The organism is Agromyces mediolanus, assembly GCF_023715325.1.
GTDB classification, from domain to species: Bacteria; Actinomycetota; Actinomycetes; order Actinomycetales; family Microbacteriaceae; genus Agromyces; species Agromyces mediolanus_A.
The window spans coordinates 99197-124899 of record NZ_JAMBNX010000002.1; the positions used below are offsets into that span (position 1 = coordinate 99197).

Genomic DNA, 25703 nt, shown 5'->3' on the forward strand with positions numbered 1-25703 from the left:
CACGAAGACGATCCCACCAGACCCACCATTCGGCGACCGCTTGAGTAGAAGCCGAACTCACGGCGCGTCCAGACCCCCTTCGCGGGCCGTGGACTACTGGAATCCGAGTCGTGTCTGTGGAATGGTCGACACGGCTCTTGACCCAGAGTGCGAGGAGCGTCGCCCCGGGGCCATCGCTTTCGGACACGTGCCACGACTCTCTGCCCATCGGATGCATGTGTCAACGCTATGCCGGGTAAAAGGGGTCGCAAAAGGGGGAAACGCAGAAAAGATGCGAGTTGGCATGCATGTTGCGTAGTGCCTTGTCAGACCGGTTCCGAGACGCTTCGCGGTGCAGGGCGGATGCCGCGGGCTACGCGCCGGCGAGCCCGCGGAGGACGCGCGCGGTCGCGATCGCGGCTTCGGCGGCCTCGCGTCCCTTGTCTTCCTTCGAGCCGGGGAGCCCGGCGCGGTCGAGGCCCTGACGCTCGTCGTCGAGGGTGAGCACCCCGAAGCCGACGGGCTTGCCCGTGTCGAGCGCGACCCGGGTGAGGCCGTCGGTCGCCGCCGCCGACACGTACTCGAAGTGCGGGGTGCCGCCGCGGATGATGACGCCGAGGGCGACCACCGCGTCGGCGCCGGCCTCGAGCGCCGCCTTCGCGACTACGGGCAGCTCGAAGCTGCCGGGCACGCGCACCAGACGGTGGTCGGCACCGGCCGCGTCGAGGGTGCGCGTGGCGCCGGCGATCAGCCCGTCGGTGATCTCGTCGTGCCAGCTGCCGGCGACGACGACGATCTCGAGGCCGGAGCCGTCGAGGTCGAGGTGCGAGCTGTCGAGGTTGGGGGAGCCGGCTCCGCTCATGATGCGTGTCCTTCCAGGAGTGCCTCAGCCGCGGCATCCGCGAGCTGCTGTTCGTCGATCTGGTGCCCCATCCGGGCGGCCTTGGTCTCGAGGTAGCGCTGATTGCCGCGCCCGACCCCGACGACGAGCGGCAGCCGCTCGGCGACGTCGACGCCGTGCTCGGCGAGCTGGCGCACCTTCTCGGGGTTGTTCGTCAGCAGGCGCACGCGCGCCACGCCGAGCTCGGCGAGGATGGCGCTCGCCGCGCCGTAGTCCCGCGCGTCGGCCGGGAGGCCGAGCGCGACGTTCGCGTCGAGGGTGTCGAGGCCGTCCTCCTGCAGGCGGTACGCCCGCAACTTGTTGATGAGGCCGATGCCCCGGCCCTCGTGCCCGCGGAGGTAGACGACGACGCCGCCCTCGCGCTGGATGATCTCGAGCGCCGCGTCGAGCTGCGGCCCGCACTCGCACTTCAGCGAGCCGAGCGCCTCGCCGGTCAGGCACTCGGAGTGCACCCGGACGATGGCGCCGCCCTCAGCCGAGGCGGGGTCGCCCGAGATGATCGCGAGGTGGTCGGCGCCCGTCTTGCGGTCGCGGTAGGCCCGCACGCGGAACTCGCCGAAGCTCGTCGGCAGCAGCGTCTCGACCTCGAAGTCGACGCGCGAGGACTCCGCGATCGCGGGTGCGGGCGAAGGGGTCGCCGTCGCGGCATCCGTCCCCGCATCGCCGTGCGTGCGCAGCCAGTCGACGAGCGCAGCGACGGTCGTGACCGGCAGCCCCTCCTCCTCGCCGAGCTCGATGAGGCCCGGCAGCCGCATCATCTCCCCGTCGTCGGCCACGAGCTCGCCGATCACGCCGACGGGGGAGAGGCCGGCGAGCCGCATCAGGTCGACCGCGGCCTCGGTGTGCCCCGCGCGTTCGCGCACGCCGCCGTCGACGGCGCGGAGCGGCAGGATGTGCCCGGGCCGGATCAGTCGCTCGGGGGTCGCCTCGGGGTCGGCGAGCACGCGCAGCGTGTGGGCGCGGTCGGCGGCCGAGATGCCGGTGGAGGTGCGGTCGGCCGCATCGACCGAGATCGTGTACGCGGTGCCGCGGCGGTCCTCGTTGTGCGCGACCATCGGCGGCAGCTGCAGCCGGTCGGCGAAGGCGTTCGGCATGGGGGCGCAGAGGAAGCCGCTCGTGCGGCGCACCATCCAGGCGATCCACTCCTGCGTCGCGAACTCGGCCGCCATGATGGCGTCGCCCTCGTTCTCGCGCGCCTCGTCGTCGGCGACGATCACGGGCTTGCCCGCACGCAGCGCGTCGAGGACCTCGGGGATGGTGGCGAGGCTCATGCCCGCACCTCCCGCTCGTCCGCGAGGGAGCTCGGCAGTTCGCGTCCCTCGAAGCGGCGCAGCCGCGCGACGTGGCGCGCGAGGATGTCGGTCTCGATGTTCACGAGGTCGCCGGGCCGCCGCTCGCCGAGGGTCGTCGCCTGCACCGTCTCGGGGATGAGCGACACCTCGAACCAATGCCCGGCGTCGGGGCCCGCGGCGGTCGTGCCGACCTCGCTCACGGTGAGCGAGACGCCGTCGACGGCGATCGAGCCCTGGTCGACCACGAGCGGGGCGTGCGCATCGTCGAGGGAGAAGCGCACGACGCGCCAGCCGTCCTCCTGACGGACCTCCAGCACCCGGGCGGTGCCGTCGATGTGCCCCTGCACGATGTGCCCGCCGAGGCGGTCGCCGACGCGGGCGGCGCGCTCGAGGTTCACGGCGAGCCCTTCGCGGGCGCCGTCGAGGGTGGAGAGGGCGAGCGTCTGGCCCATCACGTCGGCGGTGAAGCGCTCCGCGTCGAAGTCGACGACGGTGAGGCAGACCCCGGAGACGGCGATCGAGTCGCCGTGCGCGACGCCCTCGACGGCGAGCGGCCCGCGGACGGTGAGCCGGGCGGCGTCGGCGCCGCGCTCGACGCGCTCGATGCGGCCGAGCTCTTCGATGATGCCGGTGAACATGTCAGTTCCCTTCGGTGGGGGTGGTCGGGGTGGCCCGGTGGGCGACGAGGAGCACGTCGTCGCCGAGGCGCTCGACGGCGGTGAACGCGAAGCGCGGGGCGGCGGAGATCGTGGGCACGCCGAGCTCGCCGAGGGCGAGCTTCGCGCCGCCGAGGAGCGTCGGCGCGAGATAGACGAGGAGCTCGTCGGCGAGGCCGGCGGCGAGGAACGCGGAGGCGAGCGTCGGGCCGCCCTCCACGAAGAGCGAGCGGATGCCTCGGGCGGCGAGGTCTTCGAGCGCCGCGGCGAGCTCGCGGCCCTCGTACTGGAGCAGCTCGTGCGGGTGGCGGCGCAGGGCGGCGTCGGCCGGCACGTCGCGGCGGCCGAACACGACGGGGACCGGCTGCTGCTCGAGCAGGGCGCCGTCGGCGTCGCGGGCGGTGAGCGCTGGGTCGTCGGCGAGGACGGTGCCGGTGCCGACGGCGATGGCGTCGGCGGCGGCCCGGCGGCGGTGCACATCGGTGCGCGCGGCGGGACCGGTGATCCACTGGCTCGTGCCGTCGGCCGCCGCGGCGCGACCGTCGAGGCTCGACGCCCACTTCACGGTGACGCGGGGCCGGCGCGAGCGAGCGGTGAACAGCCAGTCGCCGATCGCGGCCTCGACCTCGTCGGCGAGGAGGCCCTGCTCGACGTCGACGCCCGCGGCGCGGAGGCGCTCGGCGCCGCCGCGCGAGGCGCGACCGGGATCGGCGACCGCGTAGACGACGCGGGCGATGCCGGCTTCGATGAGCGCGACCGCGCAGGGGCCCGTGCGACCCGTGTGGTTGCAGGGTTCGAGGGTGACGACGGCCGTGGCGCCGCGAGCCGCACCCGCGGGGAGCTTCGCGAGGGCGTCGACCTCGGCGTGCGCCGTGCCGGCCCCGCGGTGCCAGCCCTCGGCGAGCACCTCGCCGTCGGGGGTGAGCAGCACGCAGCCGACTTGCGGGTTCGCCCCCGTCGCGGGCCCGCGGTGGGCGAGTTCGATCGCCCGACGCATCGCGCGGAGCTCCGCCTCCTGGCCTGCCGTCATGTCCGTCCTCGTGGTCGAGGCTCCGGGGTGCGCGGCGCGGCGCTCATCGGCCGGGCGCGCGAACACTCCTCGGCCGACACGTGCCGCCTCCCATCCGGACTCTCACCGTCGGTACCGGAGTTTCACCGGTTCAACCGCTCGCGCCCCGAAGGGCGCTCGCGGCTCGCGGACTGTCACCGCCGGTTCGGAATTGCACCGACCCCGGAGCACGTTGTCGTGTTCGATTCTAGGTCAACGCGCTGGCGGGCGGGCTATTCCCGGGTGGAGGGCTGTTCCCGAGTTACGGGCTGTTCCCGAGTTACGGGCTGTTCCCGGGTCGCCGGCGCTTCCTGGCTACGGGGCGCTCGGCGTCCGCTCGTCGACGAGCGCCCGGGCCGTGCCCTCGTCGGTGATCAGGTCGGTGATGAGGCCGGCGGCGATCGCGCCGCGCAGACTCGGCAGCTTCGCGCGCCCCGAGACCACGCAGATGCGGCGCGGGGCGCGGCGCAGCACGCCGAAGTCCGGGCCGGTGGCCCGCTCGTTCAGCGGGATGCCGTCGCTCGAACCGTCCGCGCGGTAGAAGACGGTGGCGACGTCGCCGACGACGCCGTCCGCACTGAGGGCGGCGTAGTCGTCGCGCTCGAGGTAGCCGCCCTGGTAGACCCGGCTCGCCACCTCGGCGAACGGCGAGCCGACGCCGAACAGGGCGACGTCGAGCCGGCCCTGCAGCTCGAGGAGCCGCTTCGTGCTGCGCTCGCGCCAGAACGCCTCCTTCGTCGCGGGGTCGTCGAAGAAGGCGGGAACCGGGAACTGCTGCACCTTCGCCCCGAAGGCGTCGCCGAATCGGCGGAGCAGCTCGCTCGCGTAGAGGATGCCGGTGGTGCGGAGGTTGCCGGCGCCGTTCAGCTGCACGATCTCGCTGTTGTGCGTCGACTTCGGGACGAGATGCCGGCTCACGGCGCTCATCGTCGACCCCCAGGCGACCCCGACGAGCTGGTTCGAGTCGATGAACCGGCCGAGAATCCGTGCAGCCGAGAGCGCCACGCGGTCGAGTCGATCGACGTCGCTCGCCTGGTCGGGGACCGGCACGACGTGCGCGGCGATCTCGTGGCGCTCGCGGATCGCCTGCTCGAGCCGGCTCGGCAGATCGAGCGGGGAGTGGATCGAGATCTCGACGAGACCGCTCGCGCGGGCGTGGCTCAACAGGCGCGAGACCGAGGAACGGGAGGTGTGCAGCTCCGCCGCGATGGCGTCCATCGTGAGGTCCTGCATGTAGTACAGGTGCGCCGCACGGAGGGCGTCGCGGGTCTTGCCGGCGGGCACCTCGGGGCTGCGGTCGGGGTCGTCCTGCGGGGTCCAGGTCATCACCGGTCTCCTTGCACGTTTGTGCACGCGAGTTGAAAGAAGGTTCGCGTGCGTTCACGATGTATTCATCCACAGACGGGACGCTTCTGGCAAGCCCGTCGGCACCGTCGAAAGGACCGGGATGAGCCACACGTCGACGTCGACGCATCCGACTGCCGCGGAGCGGCCCGAGATCGCCGAGCTCCGCGCCCGACCGAGCGCGCAGGTCGTCGTCATCGGTGGCGGCATCAACGGCATCGCGACCTTCCGCGACCTGGCGCTGCAGGGCGTCGACGTCGTGCTCGTCGAGCGCGACGACTTCGTCTCTGGCGCCTCCTCCGCGTCCTCGCACATGATCCACGGCGGCATCCGCTACCTGGAGAACGGCGAGTTCCGGCTCGTGCAGGAGTCGGTCACCGAGCGCAACGCGCTCATCCGCCTCGCGCCGCACTACGTGAAGCCGCTCGAGACGACCGTGCCGATCTTCTCCACCTTCTCCGGCATCCTCTCGGCGCCGCTGCGCTTCCTCACCCACCGCTCCGGCAAGCCGACCGAGCGCGGGGCGCTGCTCATCAAGACCGGCCTCACGATCTACGACTCGTTCTCCCGCGACGGCGGCAGCGTGCCGCGCCACCGCTTCCTCGGCCGCAAGCGCACCCTCGCCGAGCTGCCGAAGCTGAACCCCGGCGTGAAGTACACGGCCACGTACTTCGACGCGAGCATGCACGACCCCGAGCGGCTCGCCCTCGACGTGCTGCACGACGGGCTCGCCGCGGGCGCGCACGCCCGGGCCGCGAACCACCTGGAGGCCGTCGGCCTCGGGGTCGGCGGCGTGCGGGTGCGCGACCGGCTGAGCGGCACCGAGTTCGAGCTCGTCGCCGACGTCGTGGTGAACACCTCCGGCCCCTGGACCGACCTCACGAACGAGGCGCTCGGCCACGAGACCCGCTTCATGGGCGGCACCAAGGGCTCGCACATCGTGCTCGACCACCCCGAGCTCCTGGAGGCGACCGGGGGCCGCGAGATCTTCTTCGAGCACGAGGACGGCCGCATCGTGCTGATCTACCCGCTGAAGGGCCGCGTGATGGTCGGCACCACCGACCTCGAGCACGACATGCGGGAGCCCGCCGTGTGCACCGAGGCGGAGATCGACTACTTCTTCGAGCTCGTCGCGCACGTTTTCCCGGACATCCGGGTCGACCGATCGCAGATCGTGTACCGCTTCTCCGGCGTGCGCCCGCTGCCCCGCCACGACGACACCCAACCCGGCTTCGTGTCCCGCGACTACCGCATCGAGCGGGCGGAGGCGCCGGGCCGCCGCGGGACGACCGTGCTGAGCCTCGTCGGCGGCAAGTGGACCACCTTCCGGGCCCTCGCCGAGCACCTCGCGAACGAGGTGCTGGAGCTCCTCGGCACCGAGCGCCGTCGCAGCACCGCCGGCCTCGCGATCGGCGGTGGCGCTGGGTACCCGACGACGCCGGACGCCCGCCGCGTCTGGGTGGTCTCCCACGGCGACGAGCTCGGCGCCGCGCGGGCGGAGGAGCTGCTCGAACGCTACGGCACCCGCGCCGAAGCCCTCATCGACGAGCTCGACCCCGCCGAGGACCTCGCGCTCGCGAACCACCCCGGCTACAGCCGTCAGGAGGTCGCCTGGCTCGTGCGGCACGAGCGTGTCGCCCGACTCGACGACCTCGTGCTGCGGCGCACCAGCATCGCCTTCACCGGCACCGCCACGCTGCCGCTCCTCGACGAGCTCGCAGCCATCGCGGGCGAGGTGCTCGGTTGGGACGCCGAGCGGCGGAACGCCGAGGTCGCGGCGACGCGGCTCCTCCTCGAGGAGCGCCACGGCGTGCGGCTCGCGGCGGCCGAGGTCACCGCAACCCCGTAGCAGATCTGCACGGATGTGCACCCGGAAACGCCCCGCACCGGGGCGCCGGCCGGATAGCGTGCAGCAGGGCCCCTCGGCCCGATGCCACACCGGGGGCGGCGACCCGTGCCGTCCCACCCATTGAAAGAAGGTCAACGTGGACAATCTCGGCGTCCTGTTCCTCTCGGAACTCGTCGGCACCGCCCTGCTCGTGCTGCTCGGCACGGGCGTCGTCGCCAATGTCGCGCTCGTGCGCAACAAGGGCTTCAACGGCGGCTTCCTCATGGTCAACATCGGCTGGGGCCTCGCGGTCTTCGCCGGTGTGGTCGTCTCGTACGCCTCCGGCGCGCACCTGAACCCGGCGGTCACGCTCGGCCTCGTCGCGAACGGCGCGGAGGAGTTCGGCAACGCCGCGATGGGCACCACCGTCGCCGTGTCGTTCGTCTCGGTGCTGACCTACCTCGGCGCACAGATGCTCGGCGCGTTCCTCGGTGCCGTCGTCACCTGGCTCGCGTACAAGCAGCACTTCGACGCCGAGCCCGAGGCCGCGAACAAGCTCGGCGTGTTCTCGACCGGGCCGGCGATCCGCTCCTACGGCTGGAACCTCGTCACCGAGATCATCGGCACCTTCGTGCTGGTCTTCGTCGTGATCGGCTTCGGCCGCAACGGCGACGCCTCCGGCCTCGCCGCGCTCGGCGCCCTGCCTGTCGCGCTCCTCGTGATCGGAATCGGCGCCTCCCTCGGTGGCCCGACCGGCTACGCGATCAACCCGGCCCGTGACCTCGGCCCGCGCATCGCGCACGCCATCCTGCCGATCAAGGGCAAGGGGTCGAGCGACTGGAGCTACTCCTGGGTGCCCGTCGTCGGCCCGATCGTCGGCGGCGTCCTCGCCGGCCTCGCGGCGACCCCGCTGCTGCCCATCCTCGGCTGAGCCGCACCGATTCCCACCCACCACCCGCACTGACAGCAACGGAGTTCTCAGATGGCTGACTACGTCCTCGCGATCGACCAGGGCACGACCTCGTCGCGCGCGATCATCTTCGACAAGTCCGGCTCGATCGTCTCGACCGGACAGCTCGAGCACGAGCAGATCTTCCCGAAGGCCGGCTGGGTCGAGCACGACCCGAAGGAGATCTGGAACAACACCCGCGAGGTCATCGGCCAGGCCCTCGCCAAGGCCGACCTCACCCGCCACGACATCGCCGCGGTCGGCATCACGAACCAGCGCGAGACCGCCGTCGTCTGGGACAAGACCACCGGCCAGCCCGTGTACAACGCGATCGTCTGGCAGGACACCCGCACCCAGGACATCGTCGACCGCCTCGCCGCGGACGGCGGCGTCGAGCGCTTCAAGGCCAAGGTCGGGCTGCCCCTCGCGACGTACTTCTCCGGGACGAAGATCGTCTGGATCCTCGAGAACGTCGAGGGTGCCCGCGAGAAGGCCGAGGCGGGGAACCTCCTGTTCGGCACCACCGACAGCTGGGTGCTCTGGAACCTCACCGGCGGGGTCGACGGCGGCGTGCACGCCACCGACGTCACCAACGCGAGCCGCACGATGTTCATGGACCTCGAGACCCTCGCCTGGGACGACGAGATCCTGGCCGCCTTCGGCGTGCCGCGCTCGATGCTCCCGGAGATCAAGAGCTCCTCCGAGGTCTACGGCGTCGCCGAGGCATCCAGCCTGCTGCGCGAGACGCCGATCGCCGGCATCCTCGGCGACCAGCAGGCCGCGACCTTCGGGCAGGCCGCGTTCGAGGCCGGCGAGGCGAAGAACACCTACGGTACGGGCAACTTCCTGATCTTCAACACCGGCACGGACATCGTGCACTCGAAGAACGGGCTGCTCACGACCGTCGGCTACAAGCTCGGCGACGCCCCGGTGCACTACGCGCTCGAGGGGTCGATCGCCGTCACCGGCTCGCTCATCCAGTGGCTGCGCGACAACCTCGGGCTGATCAGCTCGGCGGCCGAGGTCGAGGAGCTCGCGAAGGGGGTCGAGGACAACGGCGGCGCGTACTTCGTGCCGGCGTTCTCGGGCCTGTTCGCGCCGTACTGGCGCCCGGACGCGCGCGGCGCGCTCGTGGGGCTCACCCGCTACGTGAACAAGGGCCACATCGCCCGGGCCGCGCTCGAGGCGATCGCCTTCCAGACCCGCGACGTGATCGAGGCCGTGAACGCGGATGCCGGGGTCGACCTGACGGAGCTCCGCGTCGACGGCGGGGCGACGGCGAACGACACCCTGCTGCAGTTCCAGGCCGACATCCTGGGCGTCCCGGTCGTGCGCCCGGTCGTCGCGGAGACGACGGCGCTCGGCGCGGCCTACGCCGCCGGCCTCGCCGTCGGCTTCTGGTCGGGGCTCGACGACCTCAGCGCCAACTGGCAGGAGGACCGCCGCTGGACCCCGTCGATGGACGAGGCCGAGCGCGCACGCCTCGACCGCAACTGGAAGAAGGCCGTCACGAAGACCCTCGACTGGGTCGACGACGACGTGCGCTGATTCAGCGCACCCGGGTCCTGGGGAGGACCCGAAGGGGAGGACGGGCCGGATGCCGAGGGCATCCGGCCCGTTCGCGTCTCCTGAGGGGCCGCGGCGTCGTGAGCCGTAGCGAAGCCGTCGGCCCAGCCCGGCGGGTCGTCGGCCCAGCCGGGCGGGTCGTCGGGCCAGCCGGGCGGGTCGTCGGCCCAGCCCCCGGGTCGTCAGCCCAGCCTGGCGATGAGGAGGGCGGATGCCTCGTCGAGCGTCGTCGCCTCGAGCACCCCGAGCACGCGGGCGCGCGAGGCCTCCGCGGGCTCGGGCGTGGCATGGGTGCGGTTCAGCCAGACGCCGACGAGCCCGGCTTCGGCCGCGCCGATCGCGTCGGTGCGCAGCCGGTCGCCGATGTAGGCGACGGGGCCGACGGGTGCGGTCTCGGCGAATCGCTCGACCGCGGCACGGAAGATCGCCGGGTCGGGCTTCGCGACGCCGAGCGCCCCGGAGGCGATGACCTCGTCGAAACGGTCGGTCAGCCCGAGCCGGTCGAGCTTCGCGAGCTGGAAGTCGAGCTCGCCGTTGGTGATGACCCCGAAGCGCACGCCGGGCAGGGCCGCCTCGAGCGCGGCGAAACTGCTGGCGACGTCGGCGTGCAGGCTCCACGAGGAGCGGTAGTGCGCGAAGTACTCGTCGAACCAGGCTCCGGCCGCGGGGTCGTCGAGGATCTCGCCGTGCGCGAGCGCGAAATCGCGTGCCCTCGCCCGCCGCTGGCCTTCGAAGCTCAGCTCACCCGCCAGGTAAGCGTGGTAGTGGCGCTCTTCGAGCTCGTGCCACAGCACCGGCACGTCGAGCCCCTCGACCGCCTCGTATGCCCGAAGCTGCATGTGCTGGGCGATGCCGAGCCGCACCGCCTCGCGGTGGGCCATCAGGGTGTCGTCGAGGTCGAAGAGCACGACCGGCGCGGGGCGGCTCGCAGACGCCCCGGCCGATGCGGACTCAGCGGCGGCGGAGGAAGCCGACACGCTCGTAGACCTGGCCGAGCACCCGCTCGGCCCGCTCGGAGGCCTTCTCCGCGCCGATCGCGAGGAGGCGGTCGAGTTCGGCCGGGTCGTCGAGCAGCTCGAAGGTGCGCGCGCGGAACGGCTCGAGCCGTTCGACGACGAGCTCGGCGAGCTCCGTCTTCAGCTCGCCGTAGCCGCGGCCCTCGTAGCGCGCCGCGATGGTCTCGATCGACTCGCCGCTCGCCGCCGCGTAGATGTCGAGCAGGTTCGAGATGCCCGGCTTCGCCTGCCGGTCGTAGCGGATCTCCCGCTCGGCGTCGGTGACCGCGCTCTTGATCTTCTTCGCCGTGACCTTCGGGTCGTCGAGGAGCTTCACGAGCCCGGCCTCTGAGGCGGCGGACTTCGACATCTTGGCGGACGGGTCCTGGAGGTCGTAGATGCGCGCGGACGCCTCGGGGATGTACGCCTCGGGGACGACGAAGGTGTCGCCGTACCGCGAGTTGAACCGGGCGGCGAGGTCGCGGGTCAGCTCGAGGTGCTGGCGCTGGTCGTCGCCGACGGGCACGAGGTTCGTCTCGTAGAGCAGGATGTCGGCGGCCATCAGCACCGGGTAGGTGAAGAGGCCGACCGTCGTCGACTCGGCGCCGTAGCGCTGCGACTTGTCTTTGAACTGGGTCATGCGCCCGGCCTCGCCGAAGCCGGTGATGGTGCCGAGCACCCAGGCGAGCTCGGCGTGCGCCGGCACCTGCGACTGCACGAACAGGGTCGAGCGCTCGAGGTCGATGCCCGCGGCGAGGTACTGCGCGGCGGTGCGCCGCGAGCTCTCGCGGAGCTTCGCCGGGTCTTGCGCCACGGTGATCGCGTGCAGGTCGACGACGCAGTAGATCGGGTCGACGGTGTCTTGCAGCGCGACCCAGTTGACGAGCGCGCCGAGGTAGTTGCCGAGATGGAGGGAGTCGCCGGACGGCTGCATGCCGGAGAAGACGACGGGTCGTGCGGAGTTCATGGTGTCCTCGATGGAAGTTCGGTTGACGCTCGTTCGGGGTGGCCGAAGGCCGAGGGTCGCCGGGTCGGGTGCGGCGTCAGATCGCGTAGTCGACCACGACGGGGGCGTGGTCGGACCATCGCTCGTCGTAGGCGGCTGCGCGGTCGACCGCGTAGTTCTCGACCTTCGCGGCGAGCTGCGGCGTGGCGAGGTGGTAGTCGATGCGCCAGCCGGTGTCGGTGTCGAAGGCCTTGCCGCGCTGCGACCACCAGGTGTAGGGCCCGGGCACCTCGCCCGCGTGACGACGGCCGACGTCGATCCAGCCGAGGCCGGCGCCGTCGTTGTACCCGGGCTCGCCCTCGGCACCGAGGAACCGGTCGAAGTAGGCGCGCTCTTCGGGCAGGAAGCCGGCGCGCTTGACGTTGCCCTTCCAGTTCTTGATGTCGAGGGTGCGGTGGCCGACGTTCAGGTCGCCCATGATGACGGCGTACTCGGAGTGCTTCGCGAGCTCGGGAAGGCGCTCGACCATCGCGTCGAGGAACTTGTACTTCTCGACCTGCTTGGGGGTGTCGACCTCGCCGGAGTGCACATAGGTGCTGACCACCGTGATCACCGAGCCGCCGACCTCGTAGTCGGCTTCGAGCCACCGGCCGGCGCTGTCGAAGTCGACCGGGCCGAGCTCGACGCGGTGGATGCTCGCGCGGTGCCGGCTGGCGAGGGCGACGCCTGCGCGCCCCTTGGCGGTGGCGGGGTCGTGCAGCACGTCCCACTCGTCGCCGAGGAGGCCCACGAGGTCGTCGGTGGAGGCCCGCACCTCTTGCAGCGCGAGAATGTCGACGTCACGGGCGGCGAGCCAGTCGCCCATGCCCTTGCGGAACGCGGCGCGCACCCCGTTGACGTTGACACTGGCGATGCGGAGCGGCTTGGCGGGCATGAATCGATCCTACGGGAGCCCGCCGACACGGCGACGCCCGGGCGGTGCGGCCCAGGCGGGACCCGTCCGGGTCAGTGCCGGTCGGCCGGGCCCGGGCCGGCCTGCTCGATCTCCTCCAGCTCGAGCCGCGCCCGCTCGAGGCGACGACGTGCCGGGAAGCGGGCCAACCAGCCGGACTCGCCGAGCTCCTGCTCGGCCTCCCGCACCCGCACCTTCGCCGCCGTGACGAGTGCCCGGTGCTCCTCGGCGAGCCGCTCGGCCTCGAGCTGCTCCGGCGTCACCATCCGCAGCGATTCGTGCGCGTCCTCCGCCTCCACCGCGATCCACGCGGAGGCCACGAGGATGACGATGCTCGTCAGGCGGAACCAGAGCAGGAGCCCGATGAAGACGGTGAAGGTCGCGAGCAGGGGGTTCCGCGAGGTGCTGGACAGCAGCAAGCCGCTGAACAGCTGCAGCACCGAGAGCCCGGCCGAGCCGAGCAGCGAGCCGATCCACATCCGCCGCCACGGCATCGCCGCACCCGAGAGGAAGCGGAACAGCACGGCGAGGGCGAGCGTGTCGATGATGAACACCGCCACGAGCGACCCGAGCTGCACGAAGAAGGTGAACCACCCCGACTCGTTGCTCCAGCCGAGCAGGGAGAACACCCAGCTCACGAACGAGGTCGCGCCGACCGAGAGCACGGAGGCGAGGAGGAGGACGAGCCCGAAGCCGAGCCCGGCCAGCAGGTCGCGCGCCTTCAGCAGGAGATAGGCGCGCGTGTCCTTGGGCAGGCCGAAGATCGAGCGCACCGCGGTGCGGGTGTAGGTGATCCAGCCGATCGCGGTCCAGATCAGGCCGGCGAGGGCGATGGCGCCCGTCCAGCCGAAGAGGCTGGTGCTGGAGCGGGCGATCTCGGCGACGTCCTGCTCCGAGATGACGCCTGCGCTGCCGTCGTCGCCGACCAGCCCCGGGGCGAGGGTGTTGATGAGCCCGAGCAGCGCGTTCAGCGCATCGGGATTGTTCGTGAACCAGAGGCCGACGACCGCGAAGACGACGTACAGCGCCGCGAACACCGCGAACAGGGCCTGGTAGCTGAGCCCCGCCGCGAGGATGAAGCCGTTGCGATCGAGGAAGCGCCGCCACACCCGCACCGGGAACAGCGCGAGGGTGCGCTGGGTGATCGCCGTCACCCGCTTGATCGGCTCGTCGAAGCGCTGCCGGAGGGGCTGCTCCGCGGTCTCGAGCCGCTGCTTCGCCTCCTGCTCGGCGACGGTGAGCTCGGCGCGGATCCTGGCGCTCCGGGACTCCGGCGGCTCCGGCGCGGATGCCTCGTCATGGGCAGGCCCGGGCGGGGGCGCGCCTGCGCGCCGCGCCGGCCCCGAGGCATCCCGTCCGCTCACGCTCTCACCATACCGACGGGCCTCCGGCGGCGGGGCGTCGGGCCTGGCGCGGCGCCCACCCCGGCCCGGGCCTGCTCTGAGCCGGGCTCGGGGCCCGCCATGAGCCCCGCTCGGGGGACACCCCGCTTTCGGGGGGTCGAAGGTGAGGAATCCTTGCGGATGGCGCCGAAGTGTGGCAGAACTGGCGCCAGCTGACCCGAAGTTCGAGCCGGCTCCAACCCGATGAAACACAGGAGCTGTCATGCACGCACTCAGTCGTGGGCGCTTCAGCGCGCCTGCACGATCCGGACCGAGGCGGCGACCCGCCGTCGCCCTCGTGTCCATGCTCGCGATTCCCGCACTCATCCTCCTCGGGGCGCCGACGCTCGCCGCCGCCGAGGAGATGCCCGACTCGGCGGCGAGCGCCGACACGCTCGTCGCCGACCCGGCGGCCGAGGGCACCGACTCCGCGGCGACGACGCCGCCGGCGCCGGACCCCGCCACCCCGCCGGCGGAGGAGGTTCCGCCCGCCGAGGAGCCCGCTCCGCCGGCGGAGGAGGTGCCACCTCCCGCCCCCGCAGCCCCCCCGGACGCAGCCGTAGAACCCGAAACGGATGCCCCGGCGGCACCTGACCCGCAGGTGCCGGCCACGGTGCCGGAGGCGGACGCGCCTCCGGCACCCATCGACTGCGACACGATCCCGATCGCCAACGACGACCGCAGCGAGCGGGACGCCTGTCTCGCCGCCCAGCAGGGCTCGATGCGCTCGATGGCGGCGCAGGACGTCGCGCCCGCTGTTCCCGCCCCGAACCCCGATCTGCCCGCCGTGTGCGGCCTCGACATGGCGTTCATCCTCGACAAGTCGGGCTCCATCGGCGGCGCGGGCATCGCGAACCTGAAGGCCGCGGCCAACGCGTTCTCGGGTGCCCTCGTCGACACGGGGTCCGAGGTCTCGGTGACCTCCTTCGATCAGGACGCCGCGGTGCTGCTCGGGGCGACCGAGCTGAGCGGCGGCAACGTCGGCGCCGTGCAGGGCTCCTACAGCGGCCTGAGCTCCGACGGCTGGACGAACTGGAAGCGCGGGCTCGAAGTCGGGCTCGGCACCTTCGGCGGCTTCACCGACAAACCGGTCGAGCTCACGATCGTCATCACCGACGGCAACCCGAACACGGTCGACCCGAACAACGGCGGGGAGTTCCCCGACGGCTCGCCCGGCGCGTTGAACCCGGCGATCGAGCAGGCCAACGCGATCAAGGCGGCCGGCTCGCACGTGCTCGTCATCGCGGTCGGCAGCAGCGTCACGCTCGCCCCGATCGAGGCGATCTCCGGCCCCGAGGCCTTCGACGGCACGAACATCACGACCGCCGACTACCTCACCACGACCGACTATTCGACGCTGGCCGACTCCCTCAAGGAGGTCGCGATCGCCCTCTGCGGCGGCTCGGTCGTCATCGACAAGACGGTCAACGGGCAGCCCGCCGAGGGCTGGGAGTTCTCGACGAGCGACGCCGACGTCACGCCGGCCTCGCAGGAGACGGCGGCGGACGGCATGACCGACCCGTACGACGTCTCCGGCTACGGCGACGAGAACACCCGGGCGATCACCTTCACCGAGGAGGACCGTCCCTACTGGGAGATGGCCTCCGTCAGCTGCGAGGTCGGCGGCGACGACCGGCCGGTCACCCTCGTCGGCGACCACGGCTGGACCGTCGACGTCGGCAAGTTCGAGATCGTGCACTGCAGCGTCGCGAACCGGGAGAACGAGCCGGTCTGGGGCGTGACGAAGTCGAGCGATCCGCCGAGCGGGACCTCGGTCGAGCGTGGCGACACGATCGACTACACGCTCTCGGTGCAGCACGTCTCCGGTCCGGGAGTGAGCGACATCGTGATCGAGGACGACATCTCGCAGCTCGCACCGTACGTCGACTTCGAGGGCTTCATCGGCACGCAGCCGGCGGAGTTCAGCTGGGACGACGACGAACCGGGCAAGCTCTGGCTGAAGGTCGACCAGCTCGACCCGGGCGAGACGCTCGACCTCGTGTACCGCGTGACGGTGCGGGACGACGCCGATCCCGGCGCCGTGCTGCGCAACCACGTGCTCACGAACTGCCCGCCCGCCCAGCCGCCGGTGACGGTGGCCGCGGTGCCGGACGCCGAGCCCGACCCGTGCGTCACCGAGCACCCGACCCCCGGCTGGGAGCTGTGGAAGACCGCCGACCCGGTCTCGGGGAGCACCGTCTACCCGGGCCACGACGTGGTCTACACCCTGCACGCGTACAACTTCTCGCAGGCCGAGGTGACGGGCGCGACCGCGGTCGACGACCTCGCCGACGTGCTCGACGACGCCACGCTCGTCGAGCCGTTGGACCCGCAGCTGGAGCTCGACGGCACGGACCTCACCTGGTCCATCCCCGACCTCGCGCCCGGTGAGGAGGCGGCGATCTCCTTCACGGTGACCGTCGACGACGACGCCTGGGGCGAGACGCTGCGCAACGTGGTCACGCCGGACGGCGTCGGGGAGTGCCCGCCGGAGGGCACCGACGACGCACCGCTCGTGAAGGGCGAGCAGCTCGTGCTCGCCGACTGCGAGACCGACCACGAGGTGGCCGAGCCCGACATGCGGATCGAGAAGCTGTGGTCGCACGACGACGGTGAGAACCCCGTCGACTCCGGCGACGCGCCGCCCGACGTCATCTCCTACACCCTCAACGTGTGGAACGACGGCGACCCGGTCGTGGACCCGGTGGTGACCGACACCCTGCCCGAGGGCGTGACCTTCGTGCCCGGCAGCGAGGTGCTGCCGGCGGGCTGGATGCTCGACGACTCGGTCGAGGGCGAGCTGACCTTCTCCTACACGGGAGAGTTCGGCAGCATGGCGTACCCGGGGGTCACGATCACCTTCGACGTCGAGGTGGGCGAGCTCGCCCAGCCCGACCCGACGGTGCCGATCCCGGACCTCGTGAACGCGGCCTGCGTGGCCGCGGAGGTGCCGCCGCCCGAGACGGAGACGTCGCCGGAGACCGCCCCGGCCTCGCTCGCCGAGATCGTCGCGGCCGCGGTCGACGAGGAGCCGGATCCGGATGGCCCGCTCGTGGACTGCGCCGAGGCGGAGACGCCCGTGAAGTCGATCGCGCTCGACGGTTTCGCGCAGTGCCTGAACGACACCCCGTGGTTCAGCTACGCGATCACGCCGTCGAACCTCGACACCCTGCCCGATGTGGCACTCATCTGGTGGACGGTCGACGCCTTCGCGGGTCACGACCCGTCGATCCCGGCCGGTGACGAAGCGGCGATCCTCGCCGACGGCGCCTCCCAGGTCGACTACGTGACGGTGCCGCCGGGCTGGCAGCCGGGGGACACCATCTCCGGAGCCCAGCTCTGGCCGGGGGCCGAGGTGGACGCCGAGGGCAACCCGACGGACTGGCCGGGCTGGACCCTGCTGCCGAACGGCACCTGGGTGCTCGACCCGTCGGCCCCGTTCTACGACCTCCGCAACGAGGCGGTCGTGGAGATCCGGGTGAACCCGTCGACGGACACCATCACGGCCTACCCGCCGGCGACGCCCGACTGCAACGCGGCGCCGACGAACTCGCCGAAGCCGTCGACGCCCGCCTCGGGCATCGCATCGACCGGGTTCGATCAGGGCTGGCTGCTGCCGCTCGCGGCGGGCCTGCTCGCCGTCGGTGCGCTCGGCGTCTGGTTCGTCGCCCGCCGTCAGCGGCGGGACGACTCCGGTTGAGCCCACGCGCCGCCGCGCCGTGAACGGGCGCGGCGGCGCACCGCCCGGTCGGGGCGGATCGGGTCGGGGGACCCCGGTCCGCGCCGACCCCGGAAGACGGATGCCCCGACCGCGACGTCGGGGCATCCGCCGTGCACGGGCGCGGGGGACACGCAACCGTCAGTTGACCCCCGTTTTGGTGGTGGTGCCAGTATTCCGAACGACCCTCATCTCTGCCACGCTACGAAGGACTCACGTTCTGCGTGGGTTGCAAACCCGAAACCCGAATGACGCGCAACCCGAAATTTCGCGTCGAACCCGAAGGCGTGCAGCCATGCTTACCCGAACCCGTGTTTCGTCGACCCCTCGGCACCGCGACACCCTACCCAAGGGCCGCCTGAAGAAGGCGCTCTCGGTCCTCGCGAGCGGTGCGCTCATCATCGGCATGGGGGTGAGCGGCGCACTCTTCACCGCGGCGCCAGCCCAGGCTGCGCCCGTGGACCTCGGCACGGTGGAGGCCCAGGTCTCCAACCAGCGCGGTGACGCCGGCAGTACCGGCCAGAACGCCGGCACCACGAGCGGCTACTGCATCCGATACAGTCCGCCGAACTCCTCGAGCGAGACCGGGCCGTCGAACTGGGTGGCGAGCGGCAGCGAAGCCCTCACCGCGCACGGTCGCGGCGGCAGCAACTGTCCGAACAACCTGAGCACGTCGACCCAGAGCGCGATCGGCGTGCAGCCGGCCGCCGGGTCGCTGGCGCCGGAGCCGGGTGCGGCGTTCAACATCGGGAAGATCACGCACTACAACAACCCCATCAACTACTCGGGTTCGAGCGACTACTTCAAGGGCACCGTCAGCTACCGGCTGCCGAGCCTGTCGAAGCAGTTCGACTTCAACTGGTGGATGTGGGAGACGCCGAACAACGGCAACGACAACCAGAACCGCGACCAGTTCAAGTTCCTGAACCAGGCGTCCGACACGACCATCTCGGTCGGCGGCGTCGACTACAAGCTCGTCATCCTCGGCTTCCGCACCGTCTCGAACGGCGCGGCGTGTCCCGCCGACCCGGGCAGCGCGGTCAACGAATGGCTCACCTACGAGGGCCAGCAGACCCAGGCCTGCCTCTACGGCAAGCTCGCCCAGGTCCGCAAGCTCACGGTCAAGAAGGTCGTCGTCGGCGCGGGCGCCCCCGACACCACGTTCAGCTTCGCCCCCACGAGCAACCTCGACGGCTCGCCGTGGAAGAACAGCTTCACCCTGAAGGGCGGCCAGTCCAAGACGGCCGACGCCGTGCAGGGCGAGACCGTCACGATCGCCGAGAACGCGGTCGCGGACGTGCAATGGTCGCTCACCGGCGTCGCCTGCGTCGACAGCGCGAACCAGCCGATCGGCACACCGAACCTCGGCAGCCGGAACGTGACCCTCACGAACATCCCGGCCAGCGCGAACTCCGACATCACCTGTACCTTCACGAACACCTACGCCACGAAGGCGAAGCTGACGTTGAAGAAGGTCGTCGCCTCCGGCACCGCGAACAAGAACTCGTGGACCCTCTCCGCGAACACCGGCGGCGGCGCCGCCGAGCTCTCCGGGCAGGACCAGGGCCCGGGCGTGAGCAACGCCAACCTCTCGGCCGGCACCTACGCGCTCGCCGAGTCCGGCGGACCCGCCGGCTACACGCAGCAGGGCAACTGGGTCTGCGTCAACGACGCGAACGGCTCGAGCGTGACCGTGACGAACGGCAACGTCGACCTCGTCGACAAGTCCGCGGTCACCTGCACCGTCACGAACCGATTCCAGACCGGTTCGCTCGAGGTGAAGAAGGTCATCACGGATGCCTCGGGCTTCTCGGGCGACGCCTCGACCCAATTCACCGGCACCTGGAGCTGCACCGTCGCCGGCCAGGGCGTCGTGCAGAGCGGCACCTACACCGTCTCGACCGGCACCGCCCAGACCGTGAGCACGACGCTCCCGGCCGGCGCGAACTGCACCGTCACCGAGAACGGGCCGAGCGGCAACCTGAAGAACGGCTCCTACGAGTGGGTGCAATACGCCACCGACGGGCCGAAGACGATCGTCGACAACCAGAAGGCCACCATCACGGTCACCAACTCGACGAAGCAGAACTCCGGCACGTTCACGGTCGAGAAGAAGGTGGTCCCGGCCGACGCGAACACCCCCGCCGGCGGGTACACGGGCGGCACCGGCCGTCAGTTCACCGTCCACTACGTCTGCACCCTCGGCGGCCAGACGATCTCCGAGGGCGACCTGCAGGTGACGCCGGGCACGCCGGTCTCCGGGCCGACGCTGCCGACGAGCGCGAGCTGCTCGCTCACCGAGCCGGCGTTCTCGGCCAAGGCCGGCGACTTCGCGGACGCCTCCTACGAGTGGGCGAACCGCACGGTGCTGCCGAACGTGGTGACGATCCCGAAGGGCGTCGACGCGACCGTCGATTCCACGGTGACGAACACCTTCGTACGCAACTTCACGAAGCTCGACGTCAAGAAGGTCGTCACGGGCGCCGGCTACAGCTCGACCGGTGACGACTTCAAGGTCAACGTCGTCTGCGGCTCGACCACGACGCCGCTCACGCTGAAGAACGGCGAGACCGAGACCGTCCAGAACATCCCGGTCGGCAGCCTCTGCACCGTTCAGGAGGTCACCCCGATCACGGCACCGCTCGACGCGGGCCACGAGTGGGGCGCCCCGACGTACGCGCCGGGCACGCAGGTCACGGTCGTGAAGGGCGAGACGAAGCTCGTCACCGTCACGAACACGACGGTGCCGGTCTACGGCCAGGTCTCGGTCACCAAGGCGACCGAGGGCGGCGGCATCGCGGCCGACACGGCCTTCGACGTCACCGTCACCTGTGGCGCGACGAGCTACAACGCCTCCATCAAGGCCGGCGAGACCTACACGACCCCGGCCGGCGAGCTGCTCGCCGGCACCGAGTGCACCGTGCACGAGGGCGCGGTCTCCGGCGGCCTCGTCGACGACTCCTACGCCTGGGCTGCGACCCCCGTCGCGAACGACCTGAAGGTCACCGTCGCGAAGAACGAGACGAAGAACGTCGTCATCACGAACACGACGAAGCGCGTCTACGGCTCGCTCGTGATCACGAAGGACCTCGTCGACCCCGACGGCGTGTACAGCGGGCCCGGCTTCTCGGGCACCTACAGCTGCACCGACGGCTCGAACGGCAACTGGGGCCCGCTGGCCGACGGCGGTCAGGCGACCATCACCGACATCCTGCTCGGCGCCAACTGCACCGTGACGGAGACGGCCCCGGCCGCTCCCGCCCCGGGTGACGGCTCCTACGTCTGGGCCGGCATCGACTACGCGCCGGGCACCCAGGTGACCCTGAGCGCGGCCACGCCGAACCCCGGCGTCACGGTGACGAACACCATCGTGCGCCAGTCCGGCTCCTTCGCCGTCGCGAAGACCGTCGAGGGCGACGCCGCCGGCTACGACCCGGCTGTGCCGTTCGGCTTCGACTGGGTCTGCACCGACGACAGCAACAAGAAGTACACCGGCAGCTTCGACGTGCTGGCCGGTGCGGTCGGCGGACCGGGGGAGCTCATCCCCGCGGGCAGCGACTGCACCGTCACCGAGCAGGACGCCCCGGCGCCCGCCGCGAGCTACACCTGGGACGGCGTGACCCTCACGGCGACCCCGGGCGGCAGCCCGCAGGACGGCCGCTCGGTGTCCTTCACCATCCCGGCTCCGCAGAACGGCGACCCCGTCACCGTGCAGGTCTCGGCGGTGAACGCGCTGTCGAAGAAGTACGGCTCGGTCGAGATCACCAAGGTGGTCGAGGGCGACGGGTACACCGGCGGCGCCGACATGGAGTTCGAGGCATCCGTCGCCTGCGGCGTGAACGGTACCGAGTCGGTGACCTTCACGACCGGCGGCAGCGACCCGCTCGAGCTCCCGCTCGGCTCCGAGTGCACCGTGACCGAGGTCACGCCGGTCGGCGGTCTCGCCGACGGCAGCTGGGCCTGGGACGGCGTGACCGTCTCGCCCGCGAACTTCACCATCACGCAGCCCGGCCAGCAGGTCGACGTCACCGTCACGAACACGCTGAAGCGGGTCACCGGCTCGGTCACCCTCGAGAAGACCCTGACCGGTCCGACCGGTGTGGTCGACCCCGACCGCGAGTACTCCGGCACCTGGCAGTGCACGTACGGCGACGACGCTCCGGTCGGCGGCGACTGGACGACGACGGCCGGCGCGAGCGCGATCACGTTGAGCGACGAGGTGCTCGTCGACTCCGACTGCGTGGTGCTCGGCGAGGACCTCGGCCAGAAGCCGTCGAACGACCCCTCGTACACCTGGGGCGACCCGGTGTTCACGGGCGACACGGTCGGTGCGGCCGAGCCCGCGCTCCTCGTGGTCGGCAACTCGTTCAGCCGTGAGACCGGCACGATCGAGGTGCTGAAGGCCGTCACCGGCGACACCGAGGGCTACGTGGCCCAGGCCGCGGGCGGCACGGACTTCCCGATCAACTTCGACTGCTCCGTGGACGGCGTCGCCGGCCACCTGATGGGCACCGTGAACGTGGCGGACGGCCAGAAGACCGTCCTCGTCGACGGGGTGCCGCTCGGCTGGAGCTGCGAGCTCAGCGAGGGTCAGCTCGACCCCGACACGCTGAAGGATCCCTCCTACAGCTGGGGTCAGGCCACCGTGTCGCCCGCGCAGGTCACGCTCGGCTCCGACGGTGAGACGAAGCTCGTGAACGTCACGAACCCGATCTCGCAGGCCTTCGGCACCTTCACGGTGACGAAGCAGCTCGACCACGTGCCCGGCAAGGTCGTCGCCTCCGGCACCGGCTACACCGGCACCTGGAGCTGCACCTACGACGGCGACGTCGTGGCCTCCGGCGACTGGAGCATCGACGACGCGAGCGGCGGCACCACCGGGGCCTTCGGCCCGGTCCCGCTGACGAGCGAGTGCTCGATCACCGAGGACGAGCCGAGCGACGGCGACCTCGCGACCGGATGGTCGTGGAACGAGCCGGCGATCGCCGACCCGGTCGAGATCGTGTCGACCGACGTCGTGCCGACCGCCGAGGTCACCAACTCGGTGTCCCAGCTGTGGGGCGCTCTCGAGCTCACCAAGGTCACGGAGGGTGACACGGCCGGCATCCCGGCCGGCCTCGACGTCACCGGTTCGTGGACCTGTGACTGGGTCGACGGCGAGGGCGAGGACACGCAGGCCGGTGGCCTGTGGACCGTCCCGGCCACCGGCGGCACCGTCTCCCTCTTCACCGCCGCGCAGAAGAAGGTGCCGGTCGGCGCCGACTGCCAGGTGCAGGAGGACACGCTCGACAACGGTGAGCTGAAGGATCCGTCGTACGCCTGGGCCACCCCGGACAACGGTGAGACCGTCACCCTGGTCGACGGCCAGACCGGCGGCATCACCGTGACCAACACGGTGGAGCGCGTGCGCGGCACCGTCATCATCGACAAGGTCGTGACCGGCCCCGCAAAGGGCCTCGTCGACGGCGCCACGCCGTTCACGGGCACCCTGAGCTGCGTCTACGGCGACGACCCCGCGGTCGAGTACGAGTGGACGGCGACGCCGGACGGCAACGCCACCGTGAACGGGGTGCTCGCGACGAGCGACTGCACCGCGGTGGAGACCGCGCCGACCACCGGTCCGGTCCCGACCGACCCGTCGTACCAGTGGGTCGAGGTCGTCGGCTACGACGGCAACCCGGCCACCGTCCCGGCAGCGGGCAACGACTGGCCCGTCATCACGGTCACGAACGACACCTTCCGGTTGAAGGGCGACTTCACGATCGAGAAGGTCGTCGCAGGCACCGACGCGGCGCTCGAGGGCGTCGACCCGGATGCCTCGTACACCTTCGAGTACTCCTGCACCCTCCCCGAGGGCGGCGACCCGGTCACGGGCGAGCTCACCGCCACGGCGACGACCCCGGCGAACCTGCCGGCGGGCGTGGAGCTCCCCGCGGGCACCGAGTGCACCGTGACGGAGCCGGCGGACGAACTGCCGGGCCTGAAGGACGACGCCTACTCGTGGGGCGACGTGAGCTACACCTCGAGCGACGCGGGAGCGACGACCGAGGGCCGCAGCATCACCTTCACGATCGCGGGCAACGGCGCTGAGGAGCTCGGCCACGTGCTCGTCACCGCGACGAACCCGATCACGAAGACCCCGGGTGCCTTCACCACGGCGAAGACGTCGAACCCGCCGAGCGGCAGCACGGTGAAGCCGGGCGACACCATCACCTACACGGTGACGGTCACCCCGACCGGTCAGGTGACCGTGCACGACATCGTCGCGGTCGACGACCTGAGCGGCGTGCTCGGCAAGGCGGTGCTCGACGAGGACGGCATCACGGCGAGCGTCGGCACCTTCGCCTTCGACGAGGCGACGCAGAAGCTCACCTGGCAGGTCGGCGACCTCGCCGCGAACGCCGGGCCGCAGACGCTCGTCTACTCGGTCACGGTGAACGCGGACGCCTGGGACGCCACGATCGGCAACTCGGTCACCGCCGGCGGCGACGTGCCGTCCGACGAGTGCACCCCGGAGGAGCCCTGCACCACGGACCACCACACCGACCCGGAGCCCGCCCACCTCACCCTGGTGAAGGAGGTCGACAACTCGGCCTTCGTGGGCAAGCTCCGCGAGGGTCAGGTGCCCGGCACGCCGGTCGACTGGCGCCTGCGCCTGCTCGGCCAGGGTCAGTCGGTCTTCCACGGCCTCGGCGGCTCGGCGGACATCTTCGACCGCGAGGTGAAGCCGGGCGCCTACACGCTCCTGGAGTCGCTCGAGAACGAGACGAACCCGCTGCTCGGCTTCTACAGCCCGGGCGACTGGAGCTGCGTGGGTGAGGGCGTCTCGCTCAGCGAGGGCGTGCTCACGCTCGACCCGGGCGCCGACGGCACCTGCACGATCCTGAACACCGCGAAGACGGTCGACCTGTCCATCGACAAGCGCCACGTCGAGCAGAACGACAGCGGTGAGTGGCTCGTGCCGACCGACGAGGACGCCAGCTACCCCTACGCGATCACGGTGAAGAACAACACGCCGAACCTGGTCGTGCCGAACGTGGTCGTGACCGACGAGCTGCCCGCCACCCTGAAGGCGGCCCCGGTCGCCGAGTGGACGGTGCCGGCCGGCTGGACCGCCGCGCTCACGGGCGCATCGGCCGACGGATTCGGCGGCACGGCGACCTTCACGAAGGATGCCTCGTGGACGCCGGAGGAGGAGCAGAGCTTCGAGTTCGGCTTCCAGGTGACGACGGCCTCGGCGCTCCCGCGCGAGGACGGCAGCGACACCGGCAAGATCCTCGACATCGAGAACACCGCGACGGTCACGAGCGGCGGCGTCGAGGGCACCCCGGACGACAACACGTCGACCGAGGAGACACCGGTGAAGTCGATCGAGGTCAACGCGCTCGCGATGTGCATCGCGAACGCCCCGTGGGTCACGTACGACCTGACGCCGTACAACATCGAGAACGTCGAGCTGCCGCGGATCGTGATGATCTGGTGGACGCCGGAGGCCTACGCCGCCCGCAACCCCAACATCCCGGCGAGCGACATCGACGGCATCCTCGCCGACGGCGCCGCGAAGGTCGATGAGATCGTGCCCCCGGCCGACGCGCAGAGCGGTGTGACGATCACCGGTCAGAAGCTCTGGCCCGGTGCCGCGGTCGACGAGGCCGGCAACGGCATCGCCTGGCCCGGCTGGCGTCTGCTGCCGAACGGTCGCTGGGTCCTCGACCCGTCCGCGCCGTTCTACGATCTGCGCGGGTCGGCGATCGTCGAGATCCGCATGAACCCGAGCACGGACGCGGTCGAGGCCTACCCGCCTGCAACGCCCGACTGCAACGCCGCTCCGACCCAGCCGAAGCCGAGCACGCCTGGCGGCATGGCCAGCACCGGCTTCGACCCGAGCTGGGGCATCTGGGGCGCCGCGATCCTCGTGATCGGGGGTGTCGGGCTGCTGCTGATCATCCGCCGCCGCCGCACCGCGGAGTAAGACCCCGGCGGCCGTCGTCGCCGCCGAGGCTGGAGCCTTCTTTGCTCCAGCGGGTCCGGAGTCCATCCCGAGCTCCGGGCCCGTTCCCCATAACACCCACCCGGGCCGCTTTCCCCCGAGAGCGGCCCGGGTGAGTGCATTCCGGGTGCGTGCCGAGCGCACGTGCCGGCACGGA

The 25703-nt window shown here is 71.3% G+C and carries 14 protein-coding genes and 1 riboswitch; of the genes, 5 read left to right on the forward strand and 9 right to left on the reverse strand.

Features of this window, described 5'->3' with window-relative positions; all coding sequences use genetic code 11:
* Window positions 1-352: 352 nt before the first annotated feature.
* From ribH to M3147_RS04295, 5 genes are all read right to left on the reverse strand, one after another.
* Window positions 353-841 carry a 6,7-dimethyl-8-ribityllumazine synthase gene (gene ribH, locus M3147_RS04275; protein WP_251202244.1) on the reverse strand — a complete coding sequence of 163 codons (489 nt, stop codon included), beginning with the start codon at window positions 839-841 and terminating at the stop codon, window positions 353-355.
* Window positions 838-2151, reverse strand: a complete 1314-nt coding sequence (gene ribA / locus M3147_RS04280) for a GTP cyclohydrolase II (RefSeq protein ID WP_251202245.1) — start codon at window positions 2149-2151, stop codon at window positions 838-840. The genes ribH and ribA overlap by 4 nt, the downstream gene beginning before the upstream one ends.
* Window positions 2148-2810 carry a riboflavin synthase gene (locus tag M3147_RS04285; protein WP_251202246.1) on the reverse strand — a complete coding sequence of 221 codons (663 nt, stop codon included), beginning with the start codon at window positions 2808-2810 and terminating at the stop codon, window positions 2148-2150. The genes ribA and M3147_RS04285 overlap by 4 nt, the downstream gene beginning before the upstream one ends.
* A 1-nt stretch (window position 2811) precedes the next feature.
* Window positions 2812-3858, reverse strand: a complete 1047-nt coding sequence (ribD, locus tag M3147_RS04290) for a bifunctional diaminohydroxyphosphoribosylaminopyrimidine deaminase/5-amino-6-(5-phosphoribosylamino)uracil reductase RibD (protein ID WP_251202247.1) — start codon at window positions 3856-3858, stop codon at window positions 2812-2814.
* A 76-nt stretch (window positions 3859-3934) separates the two neighbouring features.
* Window positions 3935-4072, reverse strand: a riboswitch (FMN riboswitch).
* Window positions 4073-4191: 119 nt separating this feature from the next.
* Complete coding sequence (locus M3147_RS04295; RefSeq protein ID WP_251202248.1) at window positions 4192-5202, reverse strand: sugar-binding transcriptional regulator; 1011 nt, start codon at window positions 5200-5202, stop codon at window positions 4192-4194.
* A gap of 121 nt (window positions 5203-5323) precedes the next feature.
* Here M3147_RS04295 and M3147_RS04300 point away from each other — a divergent pair, with 121 nt between their 5' ends.
* The 3 genes from M3147_RS04300 to glpK all read left to right on the forward strand — a co-directional run bounded on the left by M3147_RS04300 (window position 5324) and on the right by glpK (window position 9545).
* Window positions 5324-7069 (forward strand): glycerol-3-phosphate dehydrogenase/oxidase, encoded by a 1746-nt coding sequence (locus M3147_RS04300; protein WP_251202249.1) that lies wholly within the window; start codon window positions 5324-5326, stop codon window positions 7067-7069.
* 136 nt (window positions 7070-7205) lie between these two features.
* A complete protein-coding gene (locus M3147_RS04305) occupies window positions 7206-7979 on the forward strand; it encodes an MIP/aquaporin family protein (protein ID WP_251202250.1) in 774 nt (257 codons plus the stop codon).
* Between the two features lie 51 nt (window positions 7980-8030).
* A complete protein-coding gene (glpK, locus tag M3147_RS04310) occupies window positions 8031-9545 on the forward strand; it encodes a glycerol kinase GlpK (RefSeq protein ID WP_251202251.1) in 1515 nt (504 codons plus the stop codon).
* 200 nt (window positions 9546-9745) lie between these two features.
* Here the strand turns inward: glpK and M3147_RS04315 are convergent, their stop codons facing one another.
* The 4 genes from M3147_RS04315 to M3147_RS04330 form a co-directional block, all read right to left on the reverse strand.
* On the reverse strand, window positions 9746-10540 hold the full coding sequence (locus tag M3147_RS04315) for an HAD family hydrolase (protein ID WP_251202252.1): 795 nt from the start codon (window positions 10538-10540) through the stop codon (window positions 9746-9748).
* A complete protein-coding gene (gene trpS, locus M3147_RS04320) occupies window positions 10515-11525 on the reverse strand; it encodes a tryptophan--tRNA ligase (protein ID WP_251202253.1) in 1011 nt (336 codons plus the stop codon). Before trpS ends, M3147_RS04315 begins: the two co-directional genes overlap by 26 nt.
* Window positions 11526-11601: 76 nt before the next feature.
* Window positions 11602-12438, reverse strand: coding sequence for an exodeoxyribonuclease III (locus M3147_RS04325; RefSeq protein WP_251202254.1), 837 nt, complete (start codon window positions 12436-12438; stop codon window positions 11602-11604).
* Window positions 12439-12509: 71 nt separating this feature from the next.
* A complete protein-coding gene (locus tag M3147_RS04330) occupies window positions 12510-13820 on the reverse strand; it encodes a YihY/virulence factor BrkB family protein (RefSeq protein WP_251202255.1) in 1311 nt (436 codons plus the stop codon).
* Between the two features lie 322 nt (window positions 13821-14142).
* On the opposite strand from M3147_RS04330, the gene M3147_RS04335 reads away from it, so the two are divergent.
* Window positions 14143-17538, forward strand: coding sequence for a VWA domain-containing protein (locus M3147_RS04335; RefSeq protein ID WP_251202256.1), 3396 nt, complete (start codon window positions 14143-14145; stop codon window positions 17536-17538).
* Between the two features lie 313 nt (window positions 17539-17851).
* Window positions 17852-25528: a DUF5979 domain-containing protein gene (locus tag M3147_RS04340; RefSeq protein WP_251202257.1), complete on the forward strand. Its 7677-nt coding sequence runs from the start codon at window positions 17852-17854 to the stop codon at window positions 25526-25528.
* Window positions 25529-25703 lie beyond the last annotated feature (175 nt).

What these genes read in the sequence shown, in the direction of transcription:
- M3147_RS04285 (WP_251202246.1), bottom strand. Translation starts at nt 2,810, where the DNA reads ATGTTCACCGGCATCATCGAAGAGCTCGGCCGCATCGAGCGCGTCGAG.
- M3147_RS04325 (WP_251202254.1), bottom strand. Translation starts at nt 12,438, where the DNA reads ATGCCCGCCAAGCCGCTCCGCATCGCCAGTGTCAACGTCAACGGGGTG.
- M3147_RS04300 (WP_251202249.1), top strand. Translation starts at nt 5,324, where the DNA reads ATGAGCCACACGTCGACGTCGACGCATCCGACTGCCGCGGAGCGGCCC.
- glpK (WP_251202251.1), top strand. Translation starts at nt 8,031, where the DNA reads ATGGCTGACTACGTCCTCGCGATCGACCAGGGCACGACCTCGTCGCGC.
- M3147_RS04335 (WP_251202256.1), top strand. Translation starts at nt 14,143, where the DNA reads ATGCTCGCGATTCCCGCACTCATCCTCCTCGGGGCGCCGACGCTCGCC.
- ribH (WP_251202244.1), bottom strand. Translation starts at nt 841, where the DNA reads ATGAGCGGAGCCGGCTCCCCCAACCTCGACAGCTCGCACCTCGACCTC.
- ribA (WP_251202245.1), bottom strand. Translation starts at nt 2,151, where the DNA reads ATGAGCCTCGCCACCATCCCCGAGGTCCTCGACGCGCTGCGTGCGGGC.
- trpS (WP_251202253.1), bottom strand. Translation starts at nt 11,525, where the DNA reads ATGAACTCCGCACGACCCGTCGTCTTCTCCGGCATGCAGCCGTCCGGC.
- ribD (WP_251202247.1), bottom strand. Translation starts at nt 3,858, where the DNA reads ATGACGGCAGGCCAGGAGGCGGAGCTCCGCGCGATGCGTCGGGCGATC.
- M3147_RS04340 (WP_251202257.1), top strand. Translation starts at nt 17,852, where the DNA reads ATGCTTACCCGAACCCGTGTTTCGTCGACCCCTCGGCACCGCGACACC.
- M3147_RS04295 (WP_251202248.1), bottom strand. Translation starts at nt 5,202, where the DNA reads ATGACCTGGACCCCGCAGGACGACCCCGACCGCAGCCCCGAGGTGCCC.